Below are 26,104 nucleotides of genomic sequence, written 5' to 3' on the forward strand. Positions count from 1 at the left end.
AGCGATCTGGGTCGACCTTCCCCCCCCGCCTGCGCCCGGTGTCCGAGTCGGCCACACCAGCGCCGTGCCAGACCCCCAGAGAGCTCTACTGAGCCTGGAGGAGGCCTGTCTCCGGCCGGGTGAGCCACCTCAGGTGATCGACCAGCCGCCCGACGTGGGAGCCGCGCAGGATCACCCCTACCTCGATGTTGTCCCGCAGTGCGCGGCTGGTGAGGTTCGCGCTGCCGAGGAGCGCGGTGTGCCGGTCGGCTGCGATGACCTTCGCATGGAGGCTCCGGCGAGCCGAGGGATCGGTAGGGTGCCAGACCTGGACCCGGTTCCCCAGGGAGCCGAAGGCGCGGACCGCTGAGGTTGACTCCTCCAGGAGTAGATCGGTGTGGACTCCTCGCGCGGCGGCTGCCCGCAGTTCGGCCACGATCTCGTGAATGCCGAACGCCGCGAAGCTCGCGATGACAAGTGCCTCCCGTGCGGACCGTATGACTTCGACGGCGACAGAGCTCGTGAGGCGAACAGGTATGGCGGGGCTGGTCGGGCCGCTGACGACCAGCTCGGTCGGCTCGCCCTCGGTGTCCTTGCGAGCGGCAGCCACCGCCCCGAGTGACAGAGCCAGGGCGCTGCCGGGCAGTCGGGGAGCTTCCTGCTGCCAGGCGATCCGCATCTCGGTCAGCTGGAAGGCGAGGCCGGCGGCTTGTTGGGCCGCGGCCCAGCGGCGGAATCCTTCATCCACCGGTCCGTCGGCCTGGTGCAGCTGCTGCTGGAGGGTGGTGAGCCGCTCGCTCGGAAGGCGTTTGCCCAGTGCGGCGAGCAGCACGGGCAGGCGGTCGCTCATGCGAGGAACGCGTTGGTGTTGCCGGCCAGTGTCTCCACGAGCAGCGTCCGGTCCAGATAGTGATTGCCCCGTTCACAGGACGTCTCCGCCGCGAAGAGACAGGCGTGACAGGCGGCTCCGTGCAGGCGACCGTGCACTCGGGGATCGTGTTCCGCGCACATCGGGTCGGAGCTGCAGAGCCGCGCCTCCTCGATGGCCTGGTCGATGACGGGCCCGAGGCGGCTCTTCCGGCCGAGAGAGACGAGTCCGCCCAGGGTTCCCTCGCTGTCGGGCGCGGCGGTGTAGAGGAGGATTCCCGCCATGGGGTTCTTGCCCGAGCGTGCGTACACACGCTCGGCGATGCCCGAAGCGCCGTAGCCGCATTCCAGGGCGAACGCGCGGATCAGTGCGTGGGCGATGGTGTGCAGCAGCACATAGCGGATCCCGGGCCACTGGGGTTCGATGCCACGGGCGAGGCACCACGTCACGTGGGCCGACTTCAGCATCTGCTCGCGGGCAGCCACGTCGGCACGTTTCTCCCACGCGGCGAGGCGGTCTTCCTGGAGTGCGAGGAAGACTCCTTCGCCCCGCAGTTCCGCGCACGGCACCCAGGACGGTTGTTCCCTCGTCAGTCGTGCTGCTTTGGTGGACGGGACGTCCTCCTGAGGCAGCCACTCAGGCGCGTCGATACGGGTGAAGCCGGTGAGCGCGGAGACTTCACGCAGGCGGTGGACGAGAACGACGCGATCCAGCCAGGCGGAGGCGGTGGCGGGTACCCGCTCCTGCTCGGTGGTGAAGTCGGGCAGCTCGTAGCGGTGAGGCGCGGTGAAGGCTTTCCACTCGGGCGTGGTCAGATCGAATTCCTCGTCGTCCGGCTTGGCCGGCGTCGAGGATCCCGCGGACGCTGCCGCGGCTTCGTCGGTGACGGCCGCCCACACCTTCTCGACGCCGTATCCCTCCAGCTCGGGCCAGCACGCCTGGGTGGGTAGCAGCATCTTGGCGGCCTCGGCGGGAATGCCGGAAAGAGGGGCTAGAGACGACCAATGCTCCCGTACGGTCTGGGTGAGCGGTTCATCCGCCCGGGGCAGGCTGAACACCCGTAGCTGGGAGGCGAACCAGCTGTTTGTGGCGCCCAGTGCGATCGTCCGGACCCGTTCGCCGCATTCTTCGAAGGTACCCAGATGCGGGTGATGGCCCCGGCACGCGGGCAGTTCCTGTTCACCTCGCTTGCCCATCGCCTCCGCCATCGAGCGGTCGGTCACCTGCGAACACGAGCACTTGACGAAGATGTTGGCCGCTTCACCCGTCGTGCCGCGTTCAACCAGGCTGAGAGTGCAGTCCGAGGCGTGGGCCGCCCCGCGGTGGACGAAGTACATCCAGGGAAAGTCGTCCATGTGGCCGTCGGGGCAGGCGATGAGGAATCGTGCGGGGACCGCGGTCGGCCGCCCGCGACCGGTACCGAAGCAGGTGTGGACGTACCGCGTGTTCTCGGGCCTGAAGTGGTGCTCTTCCAGTTCGAAGAGGCCTGAAGAAGCGGGCGACAGCTGATTGCACTGCTCGCGGGAGCAGCGCAGCCAGCGCGGGAAGAGGGCCACCGGGACACCGACCCGCGTCCAGTCACCCAAGGGATCGGATGTCTCCTGCATCTGCGGCGGAGTGCGGAGCGTGGTGACCTGAGCGCCCAGCCGTCGGCGTACGGCGGCCAGCAGCCGGTCCTCGGTGAGGGGAGTGGCCTGCACGAGGTCCCAGTGATCGAGCCCGAGAACCATGGCCGAGAGGTTGGGCAGGTCGGCGACCGACCCCACCCCGTAGGTGTGCAGGAGTTGACTCGGGCGGAGCTCGCCCACGCGCAGGGGGCCATTGGCGGGGGCGGTCACGGCTGCTCCGGAAGTGTTGCGGGGCTGTCGACGGGGTCAGGCTGAGGCCGGGGTACGAACGGGGGCTCGGTGACTGGGTCCTGGCCGACGTCCCCGACGAACATCAGCTGGACAGGCGGCTCCACCTCGCGCAGGGAAGTGGGGCAGGTCATCAACCGCCAGCTCGTCCCGTCCGGCTTCTTGAGCAGCGGGGTGACGTCTCCCTGGCGCGGAGCGGTGCTGTACCCGAGCACGGCCCCGGGAGCGTTGCGCCGCAGGTCCCAGTGGTCGAGGCGCTGCTTGAGGCGCGACGCCAGCTCCGAGCCCGCGTGCTGGTTGGCCGTCACGTCCTCGGCGCGACGCTGGAGGGTCCGGACGACGTGGTCGGCGAGTTCACCGCGGATGTCGAAGAACTGGGCGCCCCGGTTGCCGTTGTACTGCTGCTTGAGGTTGCGTACCAGCGACGCCAGCACTCCGGTCAGCCCGCGGTCCAGTGCACGGTCCGCGAACGGGGTGACGGAGAGGGCCTCCACGTGCTGGTAGACGGTGGCGTGGAACGACTCGAAGGTCTCGTAGTGGGAGAGGTCGCGTGGCCGGGCCCAGTTGAGGACGGTGAAGACGAGCCCGGGGGCACGGCGACCCACACGGCTGGTGGCCTGAATGTATTCGGCTGTGGATTTGGGCTGGTTGTTGACCACCATCACGCCGAGACGCGAGACGTCCACTCCCACGGCGATCATGTTCGTGGCGAGCAGGACGTCAATGGGGCGGGGCGCCCCTTTCCTCCTCGTTCCCGCGGAGGAGATCTCCAGCTTCTCCAGAATGTCTGGGATAGCGTCGGACGACATGCGAGATGTGAGCTCAGCGGGTTCTCCGATGTAGCGCACCGCGAGGCCACGCTTGTCCGCGCGGGTCAGCCGGGTGGAGATGTCGTCCTCGACCAGCCTGCGCATCCCGCCCAGGTCACGCAGGCTGTTGAAGTAGCCGACCAGAGTCATGTACGGGTCGGTGAGTTCTGTGCGTCCGTAGCGTTTGTGGAGCTTCTCGGCAGCGGCGAGCTGGGCGACGTAGACCCGGATCGCCACGGACTTCGTCCGTACGCCCTGCGCGCAGATACCGACGTAACGACGGCCCGGGGTGCTCTTGGTGTCCCTGCGGCGTGCGAAGAAGTTGTCGTCGGCGCTGAGCCCGGGCGGAGGGAACACCGCGGTCCTACGGTTGAACAGGTCGTTGATCTGCCGTTCCGCCCGCCGGACGGTGGCAGTGGAAGCGATAACCTTGGGGCGTACGGTGTGGCCCGGTGTGATGTCCCAGCAGGCGAGCCGGTCGATGGCGGCTTCGTAGAGCCCCGTGAGCGAGCCGAGCGGTCCGGAGATCAGGTGCAGCTCGTCCTGCACGATGAGGTCCGGCGGTCGCAGCCGTGGGGCGTCCTTCGTGATGGCGGCGGGATGGTTGCCCTTGGCCGGGTGGCTGTGGCGCTCCCACTCACTGTCGAGTGCGTCGGCCGTGACGTAACCGTGGCGCGTGCAGCGCTTGCTGACCTGACCGAACAGGGCCTGGGTCTCGCCCTTCCAGGGAAGTTGTGCGAACTTGTCGACGGTCGCGATGACGAGACTCGGTGGCAGCCGGTAGATCTCCTCGTCGACGACGAGGACCGGCAGGCCACGTTCGTCCGCGCCGACACCGAAGGCGCCTTCTCCGAACGGGCAGGCGAACACGTCGGGACAGGTGATGACAGTGCGGCGCAGCGTGGTGTCGACCGTGATGTCCCGGCCCGCGTCGAGCTTGCTGCCGCACCAGGGGCAGCTCGTCAGCTGGTGGGGCGATCCGGAACGGCTGCGTCGACCGCGCCCGCTCTCCTTGCGGCGGTCCTTGAGCCAAGTGCCGGCCTGGTCCGTGTTGTTGGGCGTGACGCTGCCGCCGACCCACAGCCCGATGCGGAAGGGAGCGGTACCCCACAGGCCGGGGTTCGCACGGCGGATGGTCTCGCACGCGCAGATGAGGGCCGCGGCGCGCTGGAACTGCTGAATGGTGAGCAGGCGCAGCGTGTAGCGCATGAGCACGGCGACCCCGTGCTCGGCGTCCAGCCCGCCGAGACCGGGCAGGCGGCGTCGTATCGCCAGGGTGAACGCGGTGAGACCGAGATAGGCCTCGGTCTTTCCGCCACCGGTGGGGAACCAGAGCAGATCGGCGAGGGCTTCCCGGTTGTCGGCGCGCTCCGGGTGCGCCGGGTCTGCCAGGGCCGGCAGGTTGAGCAGCATGAAGGCCAGCTGGAAGGGGCGCCAGCTTCGGTTCTTCGGCTCGTCCGCCGCCTGGACCGCGGCGTCCAGGGTGAGCTCGGGCCTGCGACGGCGTTCGGCAGCGGCCATGGTGTGTACGCGCTGCTGCCACATGGCGTGGTTGGCGAAGCGGAAGGCGTCGAGGGCCGGTCCCGCGTCGAGCAGGTGAATGCCGGCTTCGATCCGGTCAGCTGTCTTCTCGGCCAGCCGAAGATTCTCCCGGGCTTCCGTCTCGTATCCGTCGAGCCGGGACGCCGGGACGGTGATACTCTCCCGGGCTCGCTCGATCCAGGCCCGGTAACCGTCGACGAGAGGCAGCAGAGCCGTGCGCAGGGCGGCCGGGGGCAGTTCGGAGAGCACCTGCATGTCGAGGACCAGACCCTGTAGTTCGACCAGGTCCTGGTCCTGGCTCGCCAGAGGGTCGGGCACGTCCGTGTGCGGAATCTCGTACGTCGGTGCGGCGGCCGTACGGACCATCTCGGCGCGCTGCGCGTCCTGTTCGCTCGGCTGGGCGTGGACGCCGGTGCCGTGGCCGACCGCGAACTCGGGGAGGAACCGGTACCCCATGGCCAGGGAGCGGCGCTCCGCCCGTTCGGCGGGGTCGCTTCCGGAACGGGGCGCAGTGCGCCGAGGGAGGAACGGGGCCGTGCCGGGCGGCCCGCTGAGCGAAAGCTCCGTCTGGAACAGCCAGTTACGTGAACCACCTTGCGTGTCCTGCGCGTTGACCAGGAACAGCGAGACGAGGCGATCACCCTCGTGGGTACGGCAACGGCCGCGGACCACCACGCCGGGAAAGTCCTGCGGCAGCACTTCCTGCGCTTCTATTGAACCGTCGGCCAGCAGCTTGACGACCACCGAACCCTCATATGCCGTCCGGTGCCATACCGAGCGGCTGCCCGTGTTCTCGGGGTCGTTGGACGGCCCCGGCTTGTAGCGCGCCCAGGAGCAGTGGACCCGCAGCTCCTCCACGGCCCCGTGCACCCGCACGGTGAGGCCCAGGGAGGAGGGCTGGAGGCTGGGGACATTGGGTGACTCCGGGTCGGGATCCCCCTCCTCCGCATCGGGGATCGCGGCGAGGCCCGCCCCGTCGAAGTCGGAGGGCTCCACCGGGAGTCCGGTGAGCTTGGGTCGCCCGTCCACCACGCCGCCACCCGGTGCGAGACGGCCGATGATGTAGTGCTCGGCCGGATTGCCCCGCAGCTCCTCCTCCGGGCCTCCGATCGGGCCGAGGAGGTCCGTCACGACGAGCTGCGCCAGCTCGTCCCGGAGCTTCTGAGGAGTGGGCGCGTCGAGCACGCTCCCGGTGCTGTCGGCGCCGGACTGCGGCGAGAGGTCATGTGGCTGGCTCACGTTGCTCACGATAGGCCCGACCACGGACAACGGGCAGGCGGGTCGGGCCGAAACCTGATCTGCCGCTTCCTCCGCTGTCCGGGGGCATGGGTACTGTGTGCAACCGGTCGGAGCCGAGCGCGTTACGGGGTGTGCATGAATGAACGTCCGGCGAAACACGGTTTCTACGGAGTGCCGCTTCGGAGTGGCGACGGCGGGCAACCGACCCCACTGGGTCTCGGTGTCCCGCCGGGACCGGGTGCGGGCGCTATTCTGCCGCCGACGGTGCCGCCGAGCTCCGCGGGTCTTCCCACCACCCCCACGCTGGAGCCTCTGGAGCTTGGGGACAACAACCACAAAGGCGACTTCGGGGAGCAGTTCGTGCGGGCTCTCGCGACGGCGGCGAACCTCAACGTGTCGAACTCCCGCGACCGCCTGGGCATCGACTGGGAGCTGACCTATCCCGGCCGCGGCGGGACGAGGAAGTTCCCGCAGATCCAGGCCCAGGTGAAGTGCTGGAACCGGCCGGAGTAGGCTGGCGAGGAGTGGCGTTACCAACTGTCGGTTCGCAACTACAATCTGCTGTCCGGCCGGGACTACCCCCCGGTTCTTGTTCCTCGTTGTCGTCCCGCGGAACGCCGACGAGTGGATCGAGGCCTCCCACGAGGGCCTGCTCCTGCGTTACGCCGCGTACTGGACGTGCTTCCACGAACACGATCCGGTCGACCGGCCCGACAGCGACCGGTTGACCGTGTCCGTGCCGAAGGCCAATCTGCTCACCACGCAGACCTTGCACGATCTCTTCGGTGCCGAGTTCCGAGCGATGCTGGGGGTGTCATGATCGCTGTCTCCGACCCGGAGTTCAGCCGGGTCAACGATCTGAGCACTGCGTCCTTGCTGCGCTATCTGCGCGGCCGGGGCTGGTCCCCGTCGCGTGACTACGGCCGGGGTCAGCTGTGGGTGCTCACCTCCTCGGACGAACCCGGTGACCCCTACGAGGTGATGGTGCCGCTGGACCGTGGCCCCCTGGACTACGCGGACCGCGTCGCCGATCTGCTGGAGACACTGTCCGCGGTGGAGGCTCGCCGACCTGCCGACGTGCTCCGGGAGATGTCCCTGCCGTCCGCCGACTGGCAGTTCCTCCGCCTCACCCCGCCGGGACCGTCCGGAACCGCGCCGTTGGTCGAGCTGGTGCCCGCGCTGGCCGGGCTGCGCGACCTGATGACCGCTGCGGCGGCCGCCGAGGCCGCCCCCGAGCCCCAGCCCGTCCAGCCCGCGAACAAGCCTCAGGTGGTCAAGGACCACGTGTCCTCCGTACGGCTGGATCAGACACGGGTGGGCAGCTACGTCGTCGCCGTGCACACTCCGCTGCCCGGAGAGCCGGCCCAGGGCTCCCTGTTCGAACACGACTCCCGTGAGGAGCCGTTCGCGAGGCGAGTCACCCGGAAGCTGTACGCGGCTCTCATCTGTGCCCGTGAGGCGGCCGACCTCAGCATCAGGGACGACGAGTTGGCCGATTTCACCCGCTTCGCTCTGGGCGGGCTTTCGGCCAATCTCTGCGAGGCGCTCGTCAAGATCGGAGGGGAGGACGGGCCGGGGTTCTCCTTCGACTTCACCTGGTCCCCCGACCTGCCGGTGGAGCAGCCGACCCGCCGCATCGAGCTGGCCCCGCCCCAGCTCGCAGCCCTGGACGCGGGAGCCAAGGACCTGCGGGCGCGCCTGGGCCGCATGGACATGACGCTGCTGGGATCCGTGGTGCGCCTGCATCGCGAGCTTCCCTACGGGGCGGGTGCGGTAACTGTCGCGGGGTACTTCGAGGACCGGGACGACAGTCGGCCGCGCCGCGTCAGGATGACCTTGAACCAGCACGACTACGGGAAGGCCGCCGAGGCCCACCGTCGGGGTGACGAGGTGCTGGTGCGGGGCGACCTCGTCGCTCTGGGCAATGCACCACGTTTGGACAATGTTCGGTCGTTCATCGTGCGACACATGTCCGAGTGAGGAGACTCGGAGGCGGCGTATGAGTGTGCCGTGCCCTTGAGGAATTCGGGGCCGCGATGGGTTCAGGGGGTACGGGGATGGCATGGGACGAGTGGGAACAGCTCAAGGCCGAGGCGGCTGAGCGGCAGGCGGTCCAGGTGCGGCTCAACCAGGTGGGTGAGGACCCTGGTGGCGGTCTCGGGGGAATCCGGTCGAGCAAGGCTTCCTGGACACACGCGGGCGAGAGTGTCGGCAAACTGGCAGGGGACGCCCGAAAGGCCCTGTCGGCGTTGAAGCAGGAACAGTCCGGTGCCGCGATCAGCGCTGATGTACTGAGCGGGGCAGCGCAGAAGGACGTCTATCAGTCCTGGAGCAAGTACATCGCCCGGGTGCGTGACAGGTGCGTCGCTCTGCAGGGCCTGCTGGAGAAGACGGGAAACGACCAGTTCAAGAACGACGACGCGATTCGTGCTGCGTTCGATGGGTTGGCCAAAAAGTACGAGGATACAGACGGCGGCGGTCACGACACTCGGGCGCGGTGATCCGGACTGTGGACTACGCAACGCTCAAGTCTCTCAGGATCTCTGATTTCGAGAACGCGGCAGATGGTTACCGCAAGGCCGGCAGCATGGCCAGTCAGGCCAAGGATGATCTCTACAACCAGGTGATTCCTGGGATGCAGAAATCCCTCCGTGGTGAAGCGCTGAATGCGGCAGTGACGCAACTTCGCGAGCTGTCCAAGAACTTCCAGTACACCCAGGTCGAGTGCGGCTTGATCAGTGCCGCGCTCAACGCGTTCGCTCTGGAGTTACGACTGGCGAAAGTCAAGCTCGACCTCGCCGTCGGCGATGCGACAGGCGCCCGCCTCCGGGTCCGGGAGGACGGTTCGGTCAGCTACGGGGCCTGGAGCGGGGCGGGCAGCGAGAACATCCCTGGCGGCACCGTGTCGGGCGGGGCCGCGTTGGTGCAGGGGCCGGGTATCAACCCGAACCACAACGCAGCTCAAACCTACGCCAACCGCATCGCCGAGGCCATAAAAGAGGCCACCGAGGTGGATGTGAAATGGTCGGCGAAGCTCAAGAATCTCGAAGCGGATGACGATCTCACGGTTTCCGGCCGCGACTGGATTAATACCCGCCACGACGTAAGAGGCACTCTCAAGGGTGCCGAGGATTATCTGAACCTCATTCTTGAGCCACCCAAGAACGGAACGCCTGAAGAGAACGCGGCGTGGTGGGACGGACTTACTGAGGAGCAGAGGAGCGACTATGTCTCTCTCAATATTGCCACGGTCGGAACCCTGGACGGGCTGCCCTCGGAGATTCGCGACGAAGGGAACAGGTATACCTTGCGAGCCACCTCTGCCAGATGGGAGATGGAGCGTGAGAGATTGATTTTGATGCGGGACCTTCTCTCACAGGACGGGCGGTATGTGAACCGTTCCATCGAGAACAGAGTGAAAGATATAGATAAGAAATTGGCTGGTCTGAATCAGGTGCAGCACCACCTCGACTCCACGGGTGAGAAGGATATTCCGGAGCTATATCTCCTCGGTATCGATACCGAAAAAAATGGGCACGCCATAGTTTCGGTCGGAAACCCCGACGAGGCAGACAACGTGATGACGTACGTGCCTGGGATGAACACCAAGCTCGAAACAGTCGGAGGTGATATCGAAAGAGCGGAAAGCCTTTACAGTCAGGCGGTTGCGCTGGGTGATCCGGAAAAGAAATACGCCTCATTGATGTGGCTGGGATATGATGCCCCTCAGAACCCTGTGGCGGTAGCCAAGGAGGGTTTGGCCAGTGATGGAGCGCCGGTCCTCAACGATTTTCTGGACGGATTGCAGGCTTCACATCAGGGTGAACCTGCCAACGACACTCTGTTGGGGCACAGTTACGGGTCGCTGGTTTCTGGAAAGATGCTCTCCGGGGACGATACCCCGCCCGTTGATGCCGCTATTTTCGTCGGTAGCCCGGGAGTCGGCGTGGATCATGCGGCTGACTTGAATATTCCACCGGAGAACGTGTGGGCCGGGAAATCGCGAAACGATGTTGTGGCGAGCCTGCCGACGCGATCCATCTACAATCCCTGGAGTTGGGGCGAGCGACCCTTCGGGGTCGACCCCACGGACCCGGGCTTTGGTGGGCAGCAGTTCGGAGTGCAAGACGGAAGCAAGTGGCCTCCGTTCGCTGCACACAGCCTCTACTGGGACGAGAACTCTGAATCCCTGAAAAATATGGCGCTGATCGTGAACGGTGAGTATCCGATGAGTGGGGCGGAACCGCAGTGAAATCTGGGCGTCTGCTCTGCCTGATCGTAAGTATTTCTTTCCTCGCGGCCGGGTGTGGCGCAGGCGGCGACGAATCGGCAGGGCGCAGTGAATCGAGTGGTTCCGCTGCTCGGAATGGAGGTACGGGAATGGACATGAATCAGGCGGAGCGAACTGCTGAGTCGCTGATTCGCGAAGCCATTCACGGGGTGACTCCCGAGCCGACCCTTGAATCGTTCGGGGGAGGTGTGAAGTCCTGCAAGGAACCCAGCGATGGCGGATCCGAGGAGCGTGTCACCCTGACGCGGAACTTCTGGCTGAAAGGCATTCCGCGGGATTCAGCAGAAGATGTCGTCCGCAAGGTCTTCGGGAACTGGAAGGAAGCTGGTCACGTCGTTGACGCCGAGCCGGATTACGGGCGCCGTGTGGTAGCAGCCAACCTGAGGAGCAAGCCCGACGACTTCCTCATGCAGGTAGCGATGGGTATGGGTGGCCAGCTCAGTGTCGGCGTCACCTCTCCCTGCTTCTGGGACAGGGAACCGGTGCCATCATCCCTTGGCCACCCGGCTCCCCGGACCGATGCCGAGCTGCAGGAACGCCAGGAAGCGATGAACGGAGTGCGAGCCGTCTCCAGCCAGATTCTGGACAGCCTTGTCGACGGACGTCCTTCCGACGAGGAACCGGCCGTTCTCGTGCGTCCGCAGGACGGTTCGTGCTACGCCGATCACCAGTGGACGTACACCTGCGAGGACGCTCCGTCCGCGGAGCGCGCCTTCCACCACATGGTGCGTTCGCTGCGGGAGCACGGTTGGCAGACACGGGAGCCGAGCGCGGAGGAGGCGGCACAGGCCGGAAACGCAGTGGTTGCTCTGACACCGGACGATCACGAGGCGGGAGCCGGCGTGACCCGGACCCACGGAGACTCCGTCATCCGCGTCTCCGCCGCCTGGGAACGCGAGTGGCCGCCTCCCTATATGCGCCGGGACGAGGACCGCTCGGTGTAGGACCGCTTGATCACCGAGAGGACGAGCCCACGAACCAGGCATGAGGCGCTGATGCAGTACGTCGATGTCCTCGCGGGCCGGGCCGCACTTGAGGGCCGGGCCCGGTGAGTGGTCGATTGCCCGAGCCCGTGCTCACGGACAGGTCAGGCGGCGGCCTGCTCGTGGTCGGTTCGGCAGTCGCGGCAACGTCCGGGCGTGGAGGAGCGGAAGGCTCGTTCGCAGCCGTCGCAAGTCTGGAAGGGCGTGATGGTGACGCGGCGGACGTGCACGGTGAGGTCATGGGCGCCGGGGAGCGGTGGGGGCAGCAGGGCCGTGAGCCGGTGCCTCAGAAGCTTCGCGGGGTGTCGGAGCGGATGAGGTGGGTCGTTGGTGAGGGCGTGGCGGATGGCGTCGGGACGGGCCTCGCGTTCGAGCCAGGCCGCGACTGCCGGGGCGAGTTGCTGGAGGTCGTACTCGGAGAGCGTGAACTCCGGTGTGTGGCGTCGGAGGTCGGCCAGAAGCGCGGTGGCGGCACGGTGCAGCTCCGGGGTGAGTTCGCGTGGCTGCGGGAGGGGCCGGGGCGGCGGCTTGGGCGCGGTCGGGGTCGGGACCAGCGGGACGAAGAGCGGGGCGGCCGACTGCTGGGGCGGTGGTGCGGGAGCGCACGGGGGCGGGGTCGCGAGGGGCGCTTCGGGCTCGGGAGCGGCTGCTGGGACGTGTACGGGCTGAGGCGCAGCGGCCAGAACCTGTACCGGCTGAAGCGTGGGTTCCGGCTCCGGTACGGGCTGGGGCTGGGGCGGCAGGGCCGGTCCGGGCTGGGGCGTGGGTGCGGGGGCTGGGGCCTGCGGGGTGGCGGGCTGATGCGGGGCCGTCTTCCGGGGCCATAACAGCGCTGCGGGCTGGTTGCAGAAGACCGTGCGGGTGACGATCCGGCCGTCCGGCAGGCGGGTACGGGCTCGTTGCAGGTAGCCGATGGCTTCCAGTTCACGCAGGGCGGCGGCGATGAGCTTCTCGCCCTCGGGGAAGCGGGCGGCGAGGGCCTTTACGCCGATCTCGGTGCCTTGGGGCAGCGACTGGATGCGGACGGCGAAGCCCACGGCTGCGGTGCTGAGGCCGGGGTGCTGGGCGAGGTGGTTGCCGACGACGGTGAAGCGGTCGGTGTGCGGGATGACGATGTGGATCACGCCACGGGCCGGGAGAGGTCCGGGAACTTCTGCCAGGGCGCGGGTGAGCGCAGTATTCTGCTGGGTATCCATCGGGAAGGTTGCTGCTTCCTTGGTGGTCAGGCCCTCGGTTGGGATGTGGAGTCCCGGTCGGGGGCCGACGTATGTCGGGTGGGGTGTTGCTGGCGTGAGCATATGCCGGACAACCGGCACCAAATCCAGTTCAGTTGGCAAACCTCACCCATGTGGGTGACGAGCCCCTGGGACGCGTCAGGTGGTCGCCGGGGTGGGTCGGGTGGGGTTATTTCTCTTGGTTCTTTGAGTAGTTGATGTCGCGGGTCACCGCGTCGCGGTCGGGCGCGATCCGGTGGCGGCGTTTTGCGGGGCACCGGGTCGTGCTGTGGCGCGATCCGGTGGGGGCCGTGTCGTGCGGGGGGCGAGTGCGGTCCATCCGGACCTGGGCGGGGCGCTGTCCGGTGTGGTGAAGGCCCGGCACGCAGTGGCGTGTTGAGGGTGGGGGATCTCTCGGGCATGGCGTGTCGCCGGCATCCCTGCTGCCTACCGTGCGCGGTCGGAATCCAGGCGTACGGAGACTGTCCGGGGCTTGTCCGGCGTTGTCCCGGCTGTCCCGAGTGACTTCCCGGGAACGGACGCGGTTGTGAAGTGAACGGCACGCACGTCGGAAGTGGGGCTCGCATGAGCGTGGTTGGCGACGGTACGGAGCACGGGGACGGCGGGGCCGACGAGCCCGGCTGGGAGGTCGACCCGGACGACGAGTCGGGGGTGGCGGTGGTTACCGCCGTGGGCCGCCAGATCAAGGCCTGGCGCGAGGCTGCGGGCATGCGGGCGGGAGAGTTCGGGGCGGCGATGGGGTACGGGGAGGACCTCGTCTACAAGGTGGAGGGCGGGCGGCGCATCCCTCGCCCGGAGTTCATGGACGGCGCGGACGCGGTGCTGGGGGCGGAAGGCAAGCTCGCGGCGATGAAGGCGGACATCGCGGAGGTGCGGTACCCGAAGAAGATCCGGGAGCTGGCGAAGCTGGAGGCCGCGGCGGTGGAGCTCTCGGCGTACGGAAGTCACAACATCCACGGGCTCTTGCAGACCGAAGAGTATGCGCGGGCGTTGTTCGGGATGCGCAGGCCCGCGTACTCGCAGGACGAGGTGGAGAGGCTGGTGGCCGCTCGCGTGGCCCGGCAGTCCATCTTCAGCCGCTCGCCGGCTCCGGAGCTCAGTTTTGTCCAGGAAGAGGTGAGCCTGCGGCGCCACCTCGGGGGCAGAATGGTGTGGCGTCGGCAGCTTGAACGTCTGCTGGAAGTGGGCGAGTTGCGCAATGTCGAGATTCAGGTGATGCCGACCAGTCGGGACGAGCATGCCGGAATGGGCGGCGAGATCCAGGTGCTGAAGTTCAAGGACGGCTCGGCGGTGGGACGTTCTCAAGGGGACTTCGGCAGCCGGCCGGTCTCCGACCCGAAGCAACTCCGGATCATCGAGCTACAGTGTGGCCTCATCCGGGCGCAGGCTCTCAACCCTAGGGAGTCGCGGACCTTCATCGAGCAAGTGCTGGGAGAGACATGATGAGCGAGACCTCTGCCGGGGACGCTTCTGAGCTGGCCTGGTTCAAGAGCAGCTACAGCGACAGCAGCAACAGCAACGAATGCGTCGAGGTCGCGACGGCCCGGTACGCCGTCCACGTCAGAGACTCCAAGAACCTCCAGGGCCCCCGTCTCGCCCTTGCCCCCGCCGCGTGGGCGGGCTTCGTCTCGTACGCGGCCGGGCGCTGACCTCGCACGACTCACGCCCCCACCCTTGGCCGAAGCCGGGAGGGGGCGCGCTGCTGTCTTCCTCAGAAGAACCCGTCCTGGACGCCGTCCTCCGGCTTGGGCTCCACCTTTGGCTTCGCTTTCCGCTTCGGGGCGGCCTTCTTCGTGGCCCCGGGGGCGTGCAGTCCGGCCGCTAGTTCTTCCTTGTAGCGGGCGTGGTTGAGCTCCAGGAGACGGTCCAAGATCTCGGTCTGGACGATGGGATCGATGGTGAAGCGCGGGCCTTGCCGCATTTCGTGGAACCCGTGTTTCGGATCGAGGTCCGTCCAGCCGTATGCCTCGACGACGGCGTTGTCCACCGCAGTGTGGGCTTTTCGGAGGGCTTCGATGTCGGTAGACTGCTCGGTCTCAGCGTGGACAAGTTTGTAGAGCTTAGTTAGTCCGATATTGCGACTGATCATCGCAGCCTGGCGGGCAAAATGCAGTTTGCATCCAGCTTTGGTCATCGTAGGGGAATCGGTTGGGCGGGGGAAGGTCTCGTAGCAGTCTGACGGGGTGTATTGCAGGTCTGTTTTGAGTGTGGCTGAGTATTTCCACGCCCAGCTGATATGGACGTTAGAGTTCAGCAAGGCGAGTAGTGCGGGTGAGTCGGATGGGAAGACGATCAACTTCTCGTGCAGAACTTGTCCGGTAGGAACGAAGGTTGCAGCTGCTGTGCTGCTCACGCGGGCGATCGCGATCACCTGATCAAAGCCAGCGATCGCCTCGTGCAATTCTGGGCGGCGACGCCAGTGGTGCCAGAATTTGATTGCCGATCCTGGCGCCACTTTATCCCGGACTGGCTTGACCTGGGATTCTATAATATTCCAGACATCTGGATAGGAGCGAGCTTTTTCTTCCGGCCAGTCACGAAAGTCGATTGCCCAGCGGCTGGCTGAACAGTCAGGTTGCGAGTTAAGGTCTTCGCCGCTTAGGTACGGGAGCAGAACCTCCTTGTTTCGGCGATTCCCGGTGATTAGCGCTTGCGCCTCGCTAGGTTGGAGTACGAACCCCATTCCTCGGAGAAGGACGCCCTGAAATGACTCGTCGGAGTTTGCGGCCAGCCTGAGTGCCCGTCCGCTCACGCGCGACTCCGAGTCCAGACTTGGAGTAATTCCCCGAACCCGGTGCTCGTCAAGCGTTCTTGGCTCGCCCTCACTGGGGCACCCCAACCAGATCAACGACACTTCCAGCGCTGCAGTCCCCGGCCAAGGCTGCGACTTGATGGCCCGATAAACCGTCCACCCCGCGTCAGTAGCCTGATCCAGCCCAACCTCCCGGGTGTCCCCTTGCGCGATCGTATTCGTCGCGATGATCCCGGCCCGGCGCCCCGGCGCTAGCGCCAGGTTCCGCAGCAGGAAGTACGCGCACAGGTCCGCGTGCCCCCGCGTGCCCCCCGCCAGCCGGTTGACCAGGTACTCCCGGTAGTCCGTCCCCAACGCCCCAGTGAGCTTCTTCCCCCCGATGAACGGCGGGTTCCCGATCACCGCGTCGAACCCCGACGCACCCCCCACCCCCATGATCTCCGGGAACTCCAGCGGCCAGTGCAACGGCCGTACAGCGGCTGCCCGCTCGCCCGTCAGCCACCGGTCCACCACTCCCCGCGCCTGCTCACCCGCGTACGACCAACCACCCTCCGGGCCCGCCTCCGTGCCGCTGTCCTCCAGCGCCGAGGCGACCAGCCCCACCACCGACTCCAGCCGGTCGCTGTAGGCCCGCTCCTTCGCGGTCTCCTTCGCGTCCCGGAACTGGGCGGCACCCCGCTTGCCGCCCTGCTTCTCCTCGCCCGTACGGTCGGATGCCTCCTCGTCGGAGATGCCCTCCGCCGCCAGGGCCGCCCCCACCACCGCGTCGGCGGCCAGCCGCAGCCGGTCCGTCAGGGACTCTGCCTCGCGCAGCTTCGCCGTCTTCGCGTCGATGCTCCGGATGTCGTGGACGGGGGTCGCCTCGATCTCGCGGCGCAGCTCCGCCGCCTTCGAGAGCAGCGTCTCCGTCACGTCCAGCGCACGCGACGCCTCAGGGCTCAACTGCCTTGCGCCCGAGTCCAGATGGAACGACTTGATCTGTTCCACGTCGATGACGCCGACCAGCGAGTCCCCGAACCGCAAAGCGTGGTCCAGGAACGAGAACGGCCGTCCCTTCGCCAGCGTCACCAGCCACAGCGATAGCTTCGCCAGCTCCACCGCCATCGGGTCCCGGTCCACGCCGAACAGGCAACGGTCGGCGACCAGCCGGCGTGCCACCCGCAGCAGCTCGTCGCGGTCTTCCTCGCCCACGTCCTTGCGGATCTCGTCCGGCAGGCCGTCCCGGAGCCAGGCGTCGACCACCCGGTCCGAGAGGTAGCGGCAGGCGGAGACCAGGAACGCACCCGAGCCCATCGCCGGGTCCAGCACCCGCAGCTTCAGCAGTTCCTCGGCCGGCTTGGCCTTCCACGCGCCGGCCGCCGCGCCGTCCGCCGGGCCGGGGGAGTAGCAGAGGGGAGCCAGGGTGTGCTCGACGACCTCCTCTGCCAGCTTCTTCGGGGTGTAGTGCGTGCCCGTGTTGCGGCGGTTGCCTGACCGGACCATCACCATCGAGCCGGCCGGGAACACCCGTGGTTCACCCCGCAGGTCGTCGTCGACCAGGCCCGCGAAGGGGGCGATCCGGGCCGCCAGCTCGTCGTCGTTGCCCGCCGAAGCGTGCAGCTCGGCGGTGACCGCGCCCGCCCCGTCCAGGGCCTTCCGGATCTGGGCGACCGAGGTGACCCCGGTCGCGTCCTTCAGCTCGCGCTCGATCGAACCGGCCGCCTGCCACGCCTCCAGTTCCGCCAGCGGCAGCACCGCCTCGTACTGGCCGTCTCGGCCGAGGGCGATTCCCAGGTACGGCTCCTCGGCGCGCTCGCAGCCGTACTCCAGCAGGCCCTCGTAGACATGGCCGATCTGCTCGACGTCCAGGCCCTTGTACGACATGGCCTCGCGCCCCTTGCCCTTGCGGCGCAGGACGAGGAGGGCGTCGAGGATCTCGAACACCACCCGGTCGGTGACCTTGGCCCCCACGAGCCACGGGTAGCGGGCCGGGTCGAAGAGAGAGCCGCCGTACGCGGGAATCCACAGCTCGTCGTGGGTCGACCCGCCGTGGATCGCGGCGAACACGGCGAGGAGCCGCGGCCAGGCGGCGGCGCGGCGGTCGCCCAGTTCGCCGCCGTGCAGGGAGCGTTCGGCGTCCAGCGCGTCGTGCAGCGGGGCGACGGCGTAGGACTCGGCGTACAGGCGGTCGTCCGAGGGGAGGAGCCGCTGCTCCTCGGCGTACAGGAGGAAGACGAGCCGCATCATGACGGTCAGGGCACTGTCGTACAGCGGCTTGCCGTCGACACGGGCGAGCAGCTCGCCGTCCGACTCGCGGTCGAGGCGTGACAGCTCGGCGACGAGCAGGGCGACCGCCGCGCGTACCTGCTTGCCGAGGGTGTCGGTGACCTCCGCCTGCTGGTCGGCAGTACGGGCGAACAGCGCGGTGAGCGAGGAGGTGTGCGCCCCCGCGGGGTCCAGGGCGGGGAGGACGGCGCGGCGGGCGTGCAGCAGGCTTGCGAAGGCGCGCAGCAGCAGCGGCTCCTCCAGCCACAGATCCGCGTCGAAGACGGCGACGGTGGTGGCCTCCTTCGGGCGGGCGTGGACCAGGGCCCACTCCCGGCCGTTGGTCAGCAGGGCCAGCGGCACCTCGCGCCAGCGGGTCAGGTCGGCGGCCCGGTCCACCGGCGACGGGGTGTCGCCCGTCGCCCGGGTCAGGGAGTCCCCCCACCCGGGCGTACGGAAGAAGAGGACACGCGAGGAAGGGCCGTGCGGGCCGGGGCCCAGCAGCACCGCGTCCGGAGTGTTCGCCCCGGCCCGTACCGACTCCGGGACAGCGGCCCCTTCGCGCAGCCCGGGGGTCCAGCCCAGCAGCTCGTCGAGGATCAGCCGTTCCCAGCCGTGGCGCAGGAGCGCCGGATCCTCCTGGACCTCCTCCCAGGCCTGGCGCAGCCGCTGCCAGGTCTCCGTGGGGACGGTGTCCAGCCCTTGAGGGAAGACTTCGGTGAGGACGGGCAGGGCGATGAACGGGCCGTCGGGGCGGAGCAGCCGCAGCCACTCCGCGTGCTGCTCGGCGGGGGTCGGGATGTGCCCCAGGACGGGTGCGCGGCGGGCGGCGGGGGGCATCAGCGACGGTCTCCACGGGCGAGGGCGGACGGGACGAGGAAAGTGACGGCGACGGGGAACCAGCGGGGCGTCGGGTCGGCCCAGCGAGCGCGCAGCGCGTCGGACTCGGACTCGATCAGGGCGGGAATCGTGTCCAGGCGCTCGCGCAGGGCCTCACGGTCCGCGCGCAGCTGGCGCCGCTCGTCGTCGACGTCGAAGAGGGAGCCCTGCTCCCAGTATCCGTGGTCGTCGAGACGGTCCCGGATGCTGCGCTCCAGCTCGGCGAGGACCTTGCGTACGCCTTGTACCTCCTCCTCGCAGCGGGTTGCCAGAAGTTTCTCAACCGACCGGAAGCGGGTGTGCGCCCGGTTGCGCAGCGCGCGGGAGAGCCGGTCCTCCAGCTGGGGCCAGAGGGCGGTGAGGCGGTCCGTGACCTCCGCGGCCGGCAGCTCCTCGCCCGCCGCCGCGAGCCAGGCGTCCAGCTCCTCCTGGCGGGCGGTGTCCAGCTTCCCGCCGGCCAGCGCGCCTCCGGCGGTGATGATCTCCTCGTGGAGCCTGGCGCCCCCGCGGCCCGAGATCACGACACGGCCGTGGGCGATGACCGCGGGCGTACGCAGCAGGTCGCCGGGGACCACCCGCGCGGTGACCCGGGACAGCTTCGCCTCCCTGCCGCCCGACCACAGTTCGGCGCGCAGCAGCCGCAGGCACATCTGGACGAGCCGGTGCCCCAGGTGCATCAGGACCACGTCGGTGCGCCGCCGGGCGTCGCGCTCGTCGAACACCACCGGCCGCTCCCGGCCGGTGAGCGGGTGGCGCAGGCCGTCGTTGCGGGCATGCGCCCAGGCGCCGGGAAGCTCGGGGAGGCGGAAGCAGCGGGCCGGGGAGTCGCCGCCCGCCGGGTCGGCGGTCTCGGCCAGGTCCTTGCGGTGGGCGAGCTGGAGCCCGGTCCGGACGACCCGCTCGACGGTCTCGGGCGTGAGGTGAAGGGTGTCGCGGCTGCCCGCGAGCTCGGCGACCAGCTTCTCCAGCTCCCTGGCGAGATCCCGGTCGACCTTGAGGACGGCCTGCCCCGACCGCTTGCTGATCTCGGCGTCGGCGGCGGTCCAGTCGGAACGGCGGCCGAGCATCTTCTGTTCGACCTGTGCCGCGATGACCTCACCGGCGCTGCCCAGGTCCTCACGGATGCGCTCCGTCTTGCGGGCGGCCACGGCGAGGAAGTGGAGCTCGTCCTCCAGCGTGCCGTCCTCGTGCTGGGAGTCCGGGTCGTCGTCGGCCGCCGTGAATCCCTGCCAGCCCTCGGGAACGAAGTGGAAGACATCCACCTGATCCGCTCGCTGGCCGTGCCGGTCGATGCGGCCGTTGCGCTGCTCCAGCCGGTTCGGGTTCCACGGGATCTCCCAGTGCAGGAGACGGTGGCAGTGGGCCTGGAGGTTGATGCCCTCGCTCGCGGCGTCGGTGGCGAGCAGGATGCGGACGGGGGCCAGGGACGGGTCCTCCTGGAAGACCGTCTTGATGTGCTCGCGCTCCTCCGGCTGCTGGCCCCCGTACAGCTGGGCGATGCGGTCCTGCGGATAGCCGGCGGCGATGAGCCGGTCGTGGAGCCAGCGCTGGGTGTCGCGGTACTCGGTGAAGACGATCACGCGGTCGGGCTCCCAGTCCCCGGCCGGACCGTTCTTGCACACGATGCCGTCGAGCCAGTCGCGCAGGGCGGCGAACTTCGCGTCGGGCCGCTTGGTGGCCGTGCGTGCCCAGACGGAGAGCTCCTTGAGCTGGGTGTGCTCGTCCGCGGTGAGCGAGCGCGACGCGTTGCGCACCGCGTTCAGCGCCCGCTCCGCGGCCTCCGCATGCTTCTCATCGCTCTCCGCGGTGTCTTCCACCCGCTCGATCAGAGGTCGCAGTACTTTCTCGCTGGGTGCCTGCTCCGTGGCGGGCCCCTTCGTCATCGTCGCGATATGGACGTCGATCGTTTCCGCGAAGGCCTTGGGAGAGGACAGGAACCGCTTCTTGAGCAGGGTGGTGACGAAGTCCGACGCGGAGCGGGCGGCACGGGTGCCGCCGCCCGCCTCACGGCGGGAGCGGGCGTACGCGGACAGCTTCCGGTACGCGGCACGGGCGTCGTCCGCGTAGCGCACCTCCAGGGCGTGCGGTACCCGCTCGGGGAAGCGCGCCTTGCCGTCCCACGTCTTCGGCAGCTCGGACTTCAGGCGTCGCACCATCACACGGCGCAGCTGTTCGTCCGAGGGTTTCACTCCCCGGGCGAACCGATGGTCGTCCAACAGCTCCAGAAGGGCGGTGAAGGAGTTCAGGAAACCGTTGTGCGGGGTGGCGGAGAGGAAGAGGCGGTGCTCGCAGTGCGGTGCGAGAGTGCGGATCGCCTTCGTCCGCTGGGAGTCGACGCCGTACTCGCCCGTCCCGGACGGTGCACAGGTGTGGACCTCGTCGACCACCAGCAGGTCGAAGGCGCGGGGGTACTCGGGGATCTGCGGCAGGACCTCGCGCAGCATGCGCATCGGCCGCTCCCGCTTCAGCCAGTCGACCGAGACGATCAGCCGCGGGTAGTGCGTCCACGGATTGGTGTGCAGCCCCCGCGAGCGGCGCAGCTCCTTGAGCGTCGCCGTGTTCAGGATCCTGAAGTCCAGGCCGAACTTGTCCCGCATCTCGTCCTGCCACTGGAGCGTGAGCCCGGCCGGGCAGACGATCAGCATCGTCCGGGCCCGGTGGCGGAGCATGAGCTCCTGCATGACCAGGCCCGCCTCGATGGTCTTGCCGAGACCGACGTCGTCGGCGATGAGCAGATTCGTCCGGGGCATGGACAGAGCGCGGACCACCGGGGCGAGCTGGTAGTCCTGGATCTCCGCGCCGGAACGGAAAGGCGCCTGGAGAGACGTCTTGTCGGCGGACGCGATGGCACCCCACCGGACCGCGTCCAGAAAGGCGTCCAGCCGCTCGGGGGCGTCGATGCCGTCGGAGGGTGAGGGCAGCGCGTACTGCTGGTGGACGAGCGTGCCCTGCTCCAGCTCCCACACCACCCGCAGCTCCTCGTCGCGGGCGTCGTCCTCGACCGATACCAGGGTCACCAGATGAGGGGCGGACGCCGCGGCCGCGCGCGCCGGGTCCTCGGCGGAGACCGCGGATCGAGTGACCTCCGTGACCACCCACGGGCGGTTGCGCACGGTGACCAGCTGGCCGTGCGCCGGAACTCCGGTGACCTCGTCCGTCTCGCTCTCGGTCCGGTCGGTTCTTACCGCCATGTCCGTCATCGATCCAGCTCCCCGCTCTTGTCCCCTATACCCCTGCGAGAAGCTTAGGCGGGTGACAGGTGGCCCAGAGGCCGCCCGTGGGGACCGCGGCCGCGGTCAGCGGCGAGCAGCACGCAGGAGGGGGGCCTGGGCACGCGGTCGATTCTCGGCCTCCTCAAAAACTGCCGGTGTCAGGCGCGGGTCCGCGCACCAGGAAAACGTCGACGGGGTCCTCCCGCTCCAGAGCGAATCCGTGCGCCTCATACAGTCGCCGGGCGGGGCTTCCCTGGAGCACGTTCAGACGTACGGGCGCCCGCTCCGCGTCCGCGCGGTCCAGCAGTGTGCGCAGGACGGCCGAGCCGATGCCCTGTCTTTGGAGGGTGGGGGAGAGGTAGAAGTGCTCCAGCCACCAGCAGTCCGCCGCCGGCCGCAGTGCCACGCATCCCGCGAATGCGTCGGCGGCCTCGACGATCGAGGTGTGCTCGGGGGAGTAGGAGTCCCGCAGCCGTCGGCGAACCCGGTCTGCGTCGTAGCGGCCGAGGCGCTCCAGGTCCGGGCGCATGACCACGGCCCGCAGCTCGGCGATGGCTGCGACGTCCTCGGGTGCGGCCGGGCGCAGGGCCCAGTCGGGCAGGCTGGTGGTCGGCATGGCGGGATTCTGCCAGGGGGCCGTACGGGGAGTTCCGGCAGGTCCGTGAGGGTCCCGACGCCGCCGGATGCGCGCCCGCGTTTGAGTACTCGCTCGCTCGGGGTAGGATTCCCGACTCGATTGGCCAGGCCCGCGCCCCGTATGGCACACTGACCAGGTTGCTCGGTTGAGTGTCAATGCTGCGCGCCTCCCGCCGGGAGGACCGGAAGCGAGTCCCACAGTACTCGTCGGCCCCCAGGGCCGGACGTACGGGAATCTTTCGGGAAGCAACGCAGGGCGCCGGCCAGGCACCCGGTGGGTGTTCCGCCCCCGGTTCCGCGGTCTCAGGGTCCGCACCCCCTTGGTTGGGATCTCCTTCGGGAGATTTTCGTAGAGGGGATGCGACACGCCCGACCGCGTGGGTCGGAGGAGGAGTCCAGAGAACCCCCGGGTTCCAGAGCGTTACGAGAGACAGGACTACTAGTAGCCATGGCGGGACAGAAGATCCGCATCCGGCTCAAGGCCTACGACCACGAGGTCATCGACTCCTCGGCGAAGAAGATCGTCGAGACGGTGACCCGCACTGGTGCGTCGGTCGCGGGCCCGGTGCCGCTGCCCACTGAGAAGAACGTGTACTGCGTCATCAAGTCGCCGCACAAGTACAAGGACTCTCGCGAGCACTTCGAGATGCGCACCCACAAGCGCCTCATCGACATCCTCGACCCCACGCCGAAGACGGTTGACTCGCTGATGCGCCTCGACCTGCCGGCGGGCGTCGACATCGAGATCAAGCTCTGAGGGGACGGGCCGAGATGAGCAAGAACATCAAGGGCGTCCTGGGCGAGAAGCTCGGCATGACCCAGGTCTGGGACGAGAACAACCGGGTTGTCCCGGTGACCGTCGTCAAGGCCGGGCCGTGCGTCGTGACGCAGGTTCGCACCAACGACAGCGACGGCTACGAAGCGGTCCAGATCGCCTTCGGCGAGATCGACCCGCGCAAGGTGAACAAGCCCCTCAAGGGTCACTTCGCCAAGGCCGACGTCACCCCGCGCCGCCACCTGGTGGAGCTCCGCACCCCTGACGCCAGCGAGTACACGCTGGGCCAGGAGGTCACTGCCGAGGTGTTCGAGTCCGGCGTCAAGGTCGACGTCACGGGCAAGAGCAAGGGCAAGGGCTTCGCCGGTGTCATGAAGCGTCACAACTTCAAGGGCCTCGGCGCCGGGCACGGCACCCAGCGCAAGCACCGTTCCCCCGGTTCCATCGGTGGCTGCGCCACCCCTGGGCGTGTCTTCAAGGGCATGCGCATGGCGGGCCGTATGGGTAACGAGCGCGTCACCACCCAGAACCTGACCATCCACGCGGTTGACGCGGAGAAGGGTCTGCTCCTCATCAAGGGCGCGGTCCCCGGTCCGAACGGCGGCCTCGTCCTGGTCCGTACCGCGGCCAAGGGGGCTTGAGGTAATGAGCACCATTGACATCCTTTCGCCGGCAGGCGACAAGGCCGGTACCGTCGACCTCCCCGCGGAGATCTTCGACGCCAAGACCAGCGTTCCGCTGATCCACCAGGTCGTTGTCGCTCAGCTGGCGGCTGCCCGTCAGGGCACGCACAAGACCAAGCGCCGCGGCGAAGTCCGCGGTGGTGGCAAGAAGCCTTACCGCCAGAAGGGCACCGGCCGCGCCCGTCAGGGTTCGACCCGCGCCCCGCAGTTCGCCGGTGGTGGCGTCGTCCACGGCCCGCAGCCGCGTGACTACTCGCAGCGGACCCCGAAGAAGATGAAGGCCGCCGCCCTGCGCGGTGCCCTCTCGGACCGGGCCCGTCACTCCCGTATCCACGTCGTCACCGGCGTGGTCGAGGGTGCCGCCTCCACGAAGGCCGCCAAGACGCTGCTCGGCAAGATCTCGGAGCGCCAGAACCTGCTCCTGGTCGTCGACCGCGCCGACGAGGCCGCGTGGCTGTCCGCGCGCAACCTGCCCCAGGTGCACATCCTGGAGCCGGGCCAGCTCAACACGTACGACGTGATCGTCTCTGACGACGTGGTCTTCACCCAGGCCGCTTTCGAGTCCTTCGTGTCTGGCCCCCAGACCGCTGAGACCGAAGGGAGCGACGCCTGATGAGCGAGGCGACCGTAACCAGCAAGACGTACTCGGACCCGCGTGACGTTCTCGTCAAGCCCGTGGTCTCCGAGAAGAGCTATGCGCTGCTCGACGAGAACAAGTACACGTTCATCGTCGCGCCCGGCTCCAACAAGACCCAGATCAAGCAGGCCGTGGAAGCGGTCTTCTCGGTCAAGGTCACCGGGGTCAACACGATCAACCGGCAGGGTAAGCGCAAGCGCACCAAGACCGGCTTCGGCAAGCGCTCCGACACGAAGCGCGCCATCGTGACCCTCGCCGAGGGCGACCGTATCGACATCTTCGGCGGCCCGACCTCCTGACGGAGGTCGAGTCGTCCGGAATCGGACGAGGACTGAGAAATGGGTATCCGCAAGTACAAGCCGACGACCCCGGGCCGTCGTGGCTCCAGCGTCGCCGACTTTGTCGAGATCACGCGGTCCACGCCGGAGAAGTCGCTGGTCCGCCCTCTGCACAGCAAGGGCGGCCGTAACAACGCCGGTCGTGTGACCGTTCGCCACCAGGGTGGTGGCCACAAGCGCGCCTACCGCGTGATCGACTTCCGTCGTCACGACAAGGACGGCGTGCCGGCCAAGGTCGCGCACATCGAGTACGACCCGAACCGCACCGCGCGCATCGCGCTGCTGCACTACGCGGACGGCGAGAAGCGTTACATCGTCGCTCCCCGTGGCCTGTCGCAGGGTGACCGTGTCGAGAACGGTCCGGGCGCCGACATCAAGCCCGGCAACAACCTGGCGCTGCGCAACATCCCGGTCGGTACGACCATCCACGCCATCGAGCTGCGGCCCGGCGGCGGCGCGAAGTTCGCCCGTTCCGCGGGTGCCTCCGTGCAGCTGCTGGCGAAGGAGGGCACCATGGCCCACCTTCGTATGCCGTCGGGTGAGATCCGCCTGGTCGACGCGCGCTGCCGCGCGACGATCGGTGAGGTCGGCAACGCCGAGCAGTCGAACATCAACTGGGGCAAGGCCGGCCGCATGCGCTGGAAGGGCGTTCGCCCGACCGTCCGCGGTGTCGCGATGAACCCGGTTGACCACCCGCACGGTGGTGGTGAAGGCAAGACCTCCGGTGGTCGTCACCCGGTCTCGCCGTGGGGTCAGAAGGAGGGTCGTACTCGTTCTCCCAAGAAGGCGAGCAACAAGTACATCGTCCGCCGCCGCAAGACGAACAAGAAGCGCTAGGAGCGGGTTTAGATGCCGCGCAGTCTCAAGAAGGGGCCCTTCGTCGACGGCCACCTCATCAAGAAGGTGGACGTACAGAACGACGCGGGGACCAAGAACGTCATCAAGACCTGGTCCCGTCGCTCGATGATCGTCCCGGCCATGCTGGGTCACACCATCGCGGTGCACAACGGCAAGATCCACGTCCCGGTGTTCGTCACCGAGTCGATGGTCGGCCACAAGCTCGGCGAGTTCTCGCCGACTCGCACCTTCCGCGGCCACGTCAAGGACGACCGGAAGTCGAAGCGCCGCTAGCGCGGGGTGGAAACG

Annotated in this window: 21 protein-coding genes; 14 read left to right on the forward strand and 7 right to left on the reverse strand. The window is 68.1% G+C overall.

Annotated features, from left to right (window positions below; translation table 11 throughout):
- Window positions 1-85 precede the first annotated feature (85 nt).
- The 3 genes from drmC to drmA are packed head-to-tail and all read right to left on the reverse strand — an operon-like array spanning window position 86 to window position 6,293.
- Window positions 86-829 (reverse strand): DISARM system phospholipase D-like protein DrmC, encoded by a 744-nt coding sequence (gene drmC / locus ACH4RG_RS05520; RefSeq protein ID WP_397919876.1) that lies wholly within the window; start codon window positions 827-829, stop codon window positions 86-88.
- Window positions 826-2,685, reverse strand: a complete 1,860-nt coding sequence (drmB, locus tag ACH4RG_RS05525; RefSeq protein WP_397919878.1) for a DrmB family protein — start codon at window positions 2,683-2,685, stop codon at window positions 826-828. The genes drmC and drmB overlap by 4 nt, the downstream gene beginning before the upstream one ends.
- Window positions 2,682-6,293, reverse strand: a complete 3,612-nt coding sequence (drmA, locus tag ACH4RG_RS05530) for a DISARM system helicase DrmA (RefSeq protein WP_398539148.1) — start codon at window positions 6,291-6,293, stop codon at window positions 2,682-2,684. The genes drmB and drmA overlap by 4 nt, the downstream gene beginning before the upstream one ends.
- 264 nt (window positions 6,294-6,557) lie before the next feature.
- On the opposite strand from drmA, the gene ACH4RG_RS05535 reads away from it, so the two are divergent.
- From ACH4RG_RS05535 to ACH4RG_RS05560, 6 genes are all read left to right on the forward strand, one after another.
- Window positions 6,558-6,806 carry a hypothetical protein gene (locus tag ACH4RG_RS05535; RefSeq protein WP_398539149.1) on the forward strand — a complete coding sequence of 83 codons (249 nt, stop codon included), beginning with the start codon at window positions 6,558-6,560 and terminating at the stop codon, window positions 6,804-6,806.
- A 76-nt stretch (window positions 6,807-6,882) separates the two neighbouring features.
- Window positions 6,883-7,113 carry a hypothetical protein gene (locus tag ACH4RG_RS05540; RefSeq protein ID WP_398539150.1) on the forward strand — a complete coding sequence of 77 codons (231 nt, stop codon included), beginning with the start codon at window positions 6,883-6,885 and terminating at the stop codon, window positions 7,111-7,113.
- A complete protein-coding gene (locus ACH4RG_RS05545; RefSeq protein WP_398539151.1) occupies window positions 7,110-8,273 on the forward strand; it encodes a hypothetical protein in 1,164 nt (387 codons plus the stop codon). Before ACH4RG_RS05540 ends, ACH4RG_RS05545 begins: the two co-directional genes overlap by 4 nt.
- A 77-nt stretch (window positions 8,274-8,350) precedes the next feature.
- Window positions 8,351-8,794, forward strand: coding sequence for a hypothetical protein (locus tag ACH4RG_RS05550; protein ID WP_398539152.1), 444 nt, complete (start codon window positions 8,351-8,353; stop codon window positions 8,792-8,794).
- An 8-nt stretch (window positions 8,795-8,802) separates the two neighbouring features.
- Window positions 8,803-10,545: an alpha/beta hydrolase gene (locus ACH4RG_RS05555; protein ID WP_398539153.1), complete on the forward strand. Its 1,743-nt coding sequence runs from the start codon at window positions 8,803-8,805 to the stop codon at window positions 10,543-10,545.
- 128 nt (window positions 10,546-10,673) lie between these two features.
- Window positions 10,674-11,528 carry a hypothetical protein gene (locus ACH4RG_RS05560; protein WP_398539154.1) on the forward strand — a complete coding sequence of 285 codons (855 nt, stop codon included), beginning with the start codon at window positions 10,674-10,676 and terminating at the stop codon, window positions 11,526-11,528.
- 143 nt (window positions 11,529-11,671) lie between these two features.
- Here the strand turns inward: ACH4RG_RS05560 and ACH4RG_RS05565 are convergent, their stop codons facing one another.
- Window positions 11,672-12,763 (reverse strand): hypothetical protein, encoded by a 1,092-nt coding sequence (locus tag ACH4RG_RS05565; protein ID WP_398539155.1) that lies wholly within the window; start codon window positions 12,761-12,763, stop codon window positions 11,672-11,674.
- A gap of 603 nt (window positions 12,764-13,366) precedes the next feature.
- On the opposite strand from ACH4RG_RS05565, the gene ACH4RG_RS05570 reads away from it, so the two are divergent.
- Together ACH4RG_RS05570 and ACH4RG_RS05575 are read left to right on the forward strand one after the other, a co-directional pair.
- A complete protein-coding gene (locus tag ACH4RG_RS05570) occupies window positions 13,367-14,245 on the forward strand; it encodes a helix-turn-helix domain-containing protein (RefSeq protein WP_398539394.1) in 879 nt (292 codons plus the stop codon).
- On the forward strand, window positions 14,242-14,451 hold the full coding sequence (locus ACH4RG_RS05575; protein WP_397919896.1) for a DUF397 domain-containing protein: 210 nt from the start codon (window positions 14,242-14,244) through the stop codon (window positions 14,449-14,451). Before ACH4RG_RS05570 ends, ACH4RG_RS05575 begins: the two co-directional genes overlap by 4 nt.
- 62 nt (window positions 14,452-14,513) lie before the next feature.
- Here ACH4RG_RS05575 and ACH4RG_RS05580 read toward each other — a convergent pair whose 3' ends face one another.
- The 3 genes from ACH4RG_RS05580 to ACH4RG_RS05590 form a co-directional block, all read right to left on the reverse strand.
- Window positions 14,514-18,638 (reverse strand): Eco57I restriction-modification methylase domain-containing protein, encoded by a 4,125-nt coding sequence (locus tag ACH4RG_RS05580; protein WP_398539156.1) that lies wholly within the window; start codon window positions 18,636-18,638, stop codon window positions 14,514-14,516.
- On the reverse strand, window positions 18,638-21,877 hold the full coding sequence (gene drmD, locus ACH4RG_RS05585) for a DISARM system SNF2-like helicase DrmD (RefSeq protein ID WP_397919900.1): 3,240 nt from the start codon (window positions 21,875-21,877) through the stop codon (window positions 18,638-18,640). Before drmD ends, ACH4RG_RS05580 begins: the two co-directional genes overlap by 1 nt.
- A 154-nt stretch (window positions 21,878-22,031) precedes the next feature.
- Window positions 22,032-22,505, reverse strand: coding sequence for a GNAT family N-acetyltransferase (locus ACH4RG_RS05590; protein ID WP_398539157.1), 474 nt, complete (start codon window positions 22,503-22,505; stop codon window positions 22,032-22,034).
- A gap of 468 nt (window positions 22,506-22,973) precedes the next feature.
- On the opposite strand from ACH4RG_RS05590, the gene rpsJ reads away from it, so the two are divergent.
- The 6 genes from rpsJ to rpsS are packed head-to-tail and all read left to right on the forward strand — an operon-like array spanning window position 22,974 to window position 26,089.
- Window positions 22,974-23,282 (forward strand): 30S ribosomal protein S10, encoded by a 309-nt coding sequence (gene rpsJ, locus ACH4RG_RS05595; protein ID WP_003948644.1) that lies wholly within the window; start codon window positions 22,974-22,976, stop codon window positions 23,280-23,282.
- Window positions 23,283-23,296: 14 nt separating this feature from the next.
- A complete protein-coding gene (rplC, locus tag ACH4RG_RS05600) occupies window positions 23,297-23,941 on the forward strand; it encodes a 50S ribosomal protein L3 (RefSeq protein ID WP_003966960.1) in 645 nt (214 codons plus the stop codon).
- Between the two features lie 4 nt (window positions 23,942-23,945).
- Window positions 23,946-24,596, forward strand: coding sequence for a 50S ribosomal protein L4 (rplD, locus tag ACH4RG_RS05605; RefSeq protein ID WP_003966959.1), 651 nt, complete (start codon window positions 23,946-23,948; stop codon window positions 24,594-24,596).
- Window positions 24,596-24,919 (forward strand): 50S ribosomal protein L23, encoded by a 324-nt coding sequence (gene rplW, locus ACH4RG_RS05610; protein ID WP_007446738.1) that lies wholly within the window; start codon window positions 24,596-24,598, stop codon window positions 24,917-24,919. Before rplD ends, rplW begins: the two co-directional genes overlap by 1 nt.
- 39 nt (window positions 24,920-24,958) lie before the next feature.
- On the forward strand, window positions 24,959-25,795 hold the full coding sequence (gene rplB / locus ACH4RG_RS05615; RefSeq protein ID WP_018510594.1) for a 50S ribosomal protein L2: 837 nt from the start codon (window positions 24,959-24,961) through the stop codon (window positions 25,793-25,795).
- A gap of 12 nt (window positions 25,796-25,807) precedes the next feature.
- Complete coding sequence (gene rpsS, locus ACH4RG_RS05620; RefSeq protein ID WP_103509564.1) at window positions 25,808-26,089, forward strand: 30S ribosomal protein S19; 282 nt, start codon at window positions 25,808-25,810, stop codon at window positions 26,087-26,089.
- Window positions 26,090-26,104 lie beyond the last annotated feature (15 nt).

The sequence above is a fragment of the Streptomyces sp. NPDC021019 genome, assembly GCF_044333295.1.
Taxonomy (GTDB): domain Bacteria; phylum Actinomycetota; class Actinomycetes; order Streptomycetales; family Streptomycetaceae; genus Streptomyces.

Excerpts from the sequence above, each read along its gene's own strand:
- drmC (WP_397919876.1), bottom strand. The coding sequence starts at position 829 with ATGAGCGACCGCCTGCCCGTGCTGCTCGCCGCACTGGGCAAACGCCTT.
- ACH4RG_RS05545 (WP_398539151.1), top strand. The coding sequence starts at position 7,110 with ATGATCGCTGTCTCCGACCCGGAGTTCAGCCGGGTCAACGATCTGAGC.
- ACH4RG_RS05550 (WP_398539152.1), top strand. The coding sequence starts at position 8,351 with ATGGCATGGGACGAGTGGGAACAGCTCAAGGCCGAGGCGGCTGAGCGG.
- ACH4RG_RS05560 (WP_398539154.1), top strand. The coding sequence starts at position 10,674 with ATGGACATGAATCAGGCGGAGCGAACTGCTGAGTCGCTGATTCGCGAA.
- ACH4RG_RS05565 (WP_398539155.1), bottom strand. The coding sequence starts at position 12,763 with ATGGATACCCAGCAGAATACTGCGCTCACCCGCGCCCTGGCAGAAGTT.
- ACH4RG_RS05570 (WP_398539394.1), top strand. The coding sequence starts at position 13,367 with ATGAGCGTGGTTGGCGACGGTACGGAGCACGGGGACGGCGGGGCCGAC.
- ACH4RG_RS05575 (WP_397919896.1), top strand. The coding sequence starts at position 14,242 with ATGATGAGCGAGACCTCTGCCGGGGACGCTTCTGAGCTGGCCTGGTTC.
- ACH4RG_RS05580 (WP_398539156.1), bottom strand. The coding sequence starts at position 18,638 with ATGCCCCCCGCCGCCCGCCGCGCACCCGTCCTGGGGCACATCCCGACC.
- drmD (WP_397919900.1), bottom strand. The coding sequence starts at position 21,877 with ATGACGGACATGGCGGTAAGAACCGACCGGACCGAGAGCGAGACGGAC.
- ACH4RG_RS05590 (WP_398539157.1), bottom strand. The coding sequence starts at position 22,505 with ATGCCGACCACCAGCCTGCCCGACTGGGCCCTGCGCCCGGCCGCACCC.
- rpsJ (WP_003948644.1), top strand. The coding sequence starts at position 22,974 with ATGGCGGGACAGAAGATCCGCATCCGGCTCAAGGCCTACGACCACGAG.
- rplC (WP_003966960.1), top strand. The coding sequence starts at position 23,297 with ATGAGCAAGAACATCAAGGGCGTCCTGGGCGAGAAGCTCGGCATGACC.
- rplD (WP_003966959.1), top strand. The coding sequence starts at position 23,946 with ATGAGCACCATTGACATCCTTTCGCCGGCAGGCGACAAGGCCGGTACC.
- rplW (WP_007446738.1), top strand. The coding sequence starts at position 24,596 with ATGAGCGAGGCGACCGTAACCAGCAAGACGTACTCGGACCCGCGTGAC.
- rplB (WP_018510594.1), top strand. The coding sequence starts at position 24,959 with ATGGGTATCCGCAAGTACAAGCCGACGACCCCGGGCCGTCGTGGCTCC.
- rpsS (WP_103509564.1), top strand. The coding sequence starts at position 25,808 with ATGCCGCGCAGTCTCAAGAAGGGGCCCTTCGTCGACGGCCACCTCATC.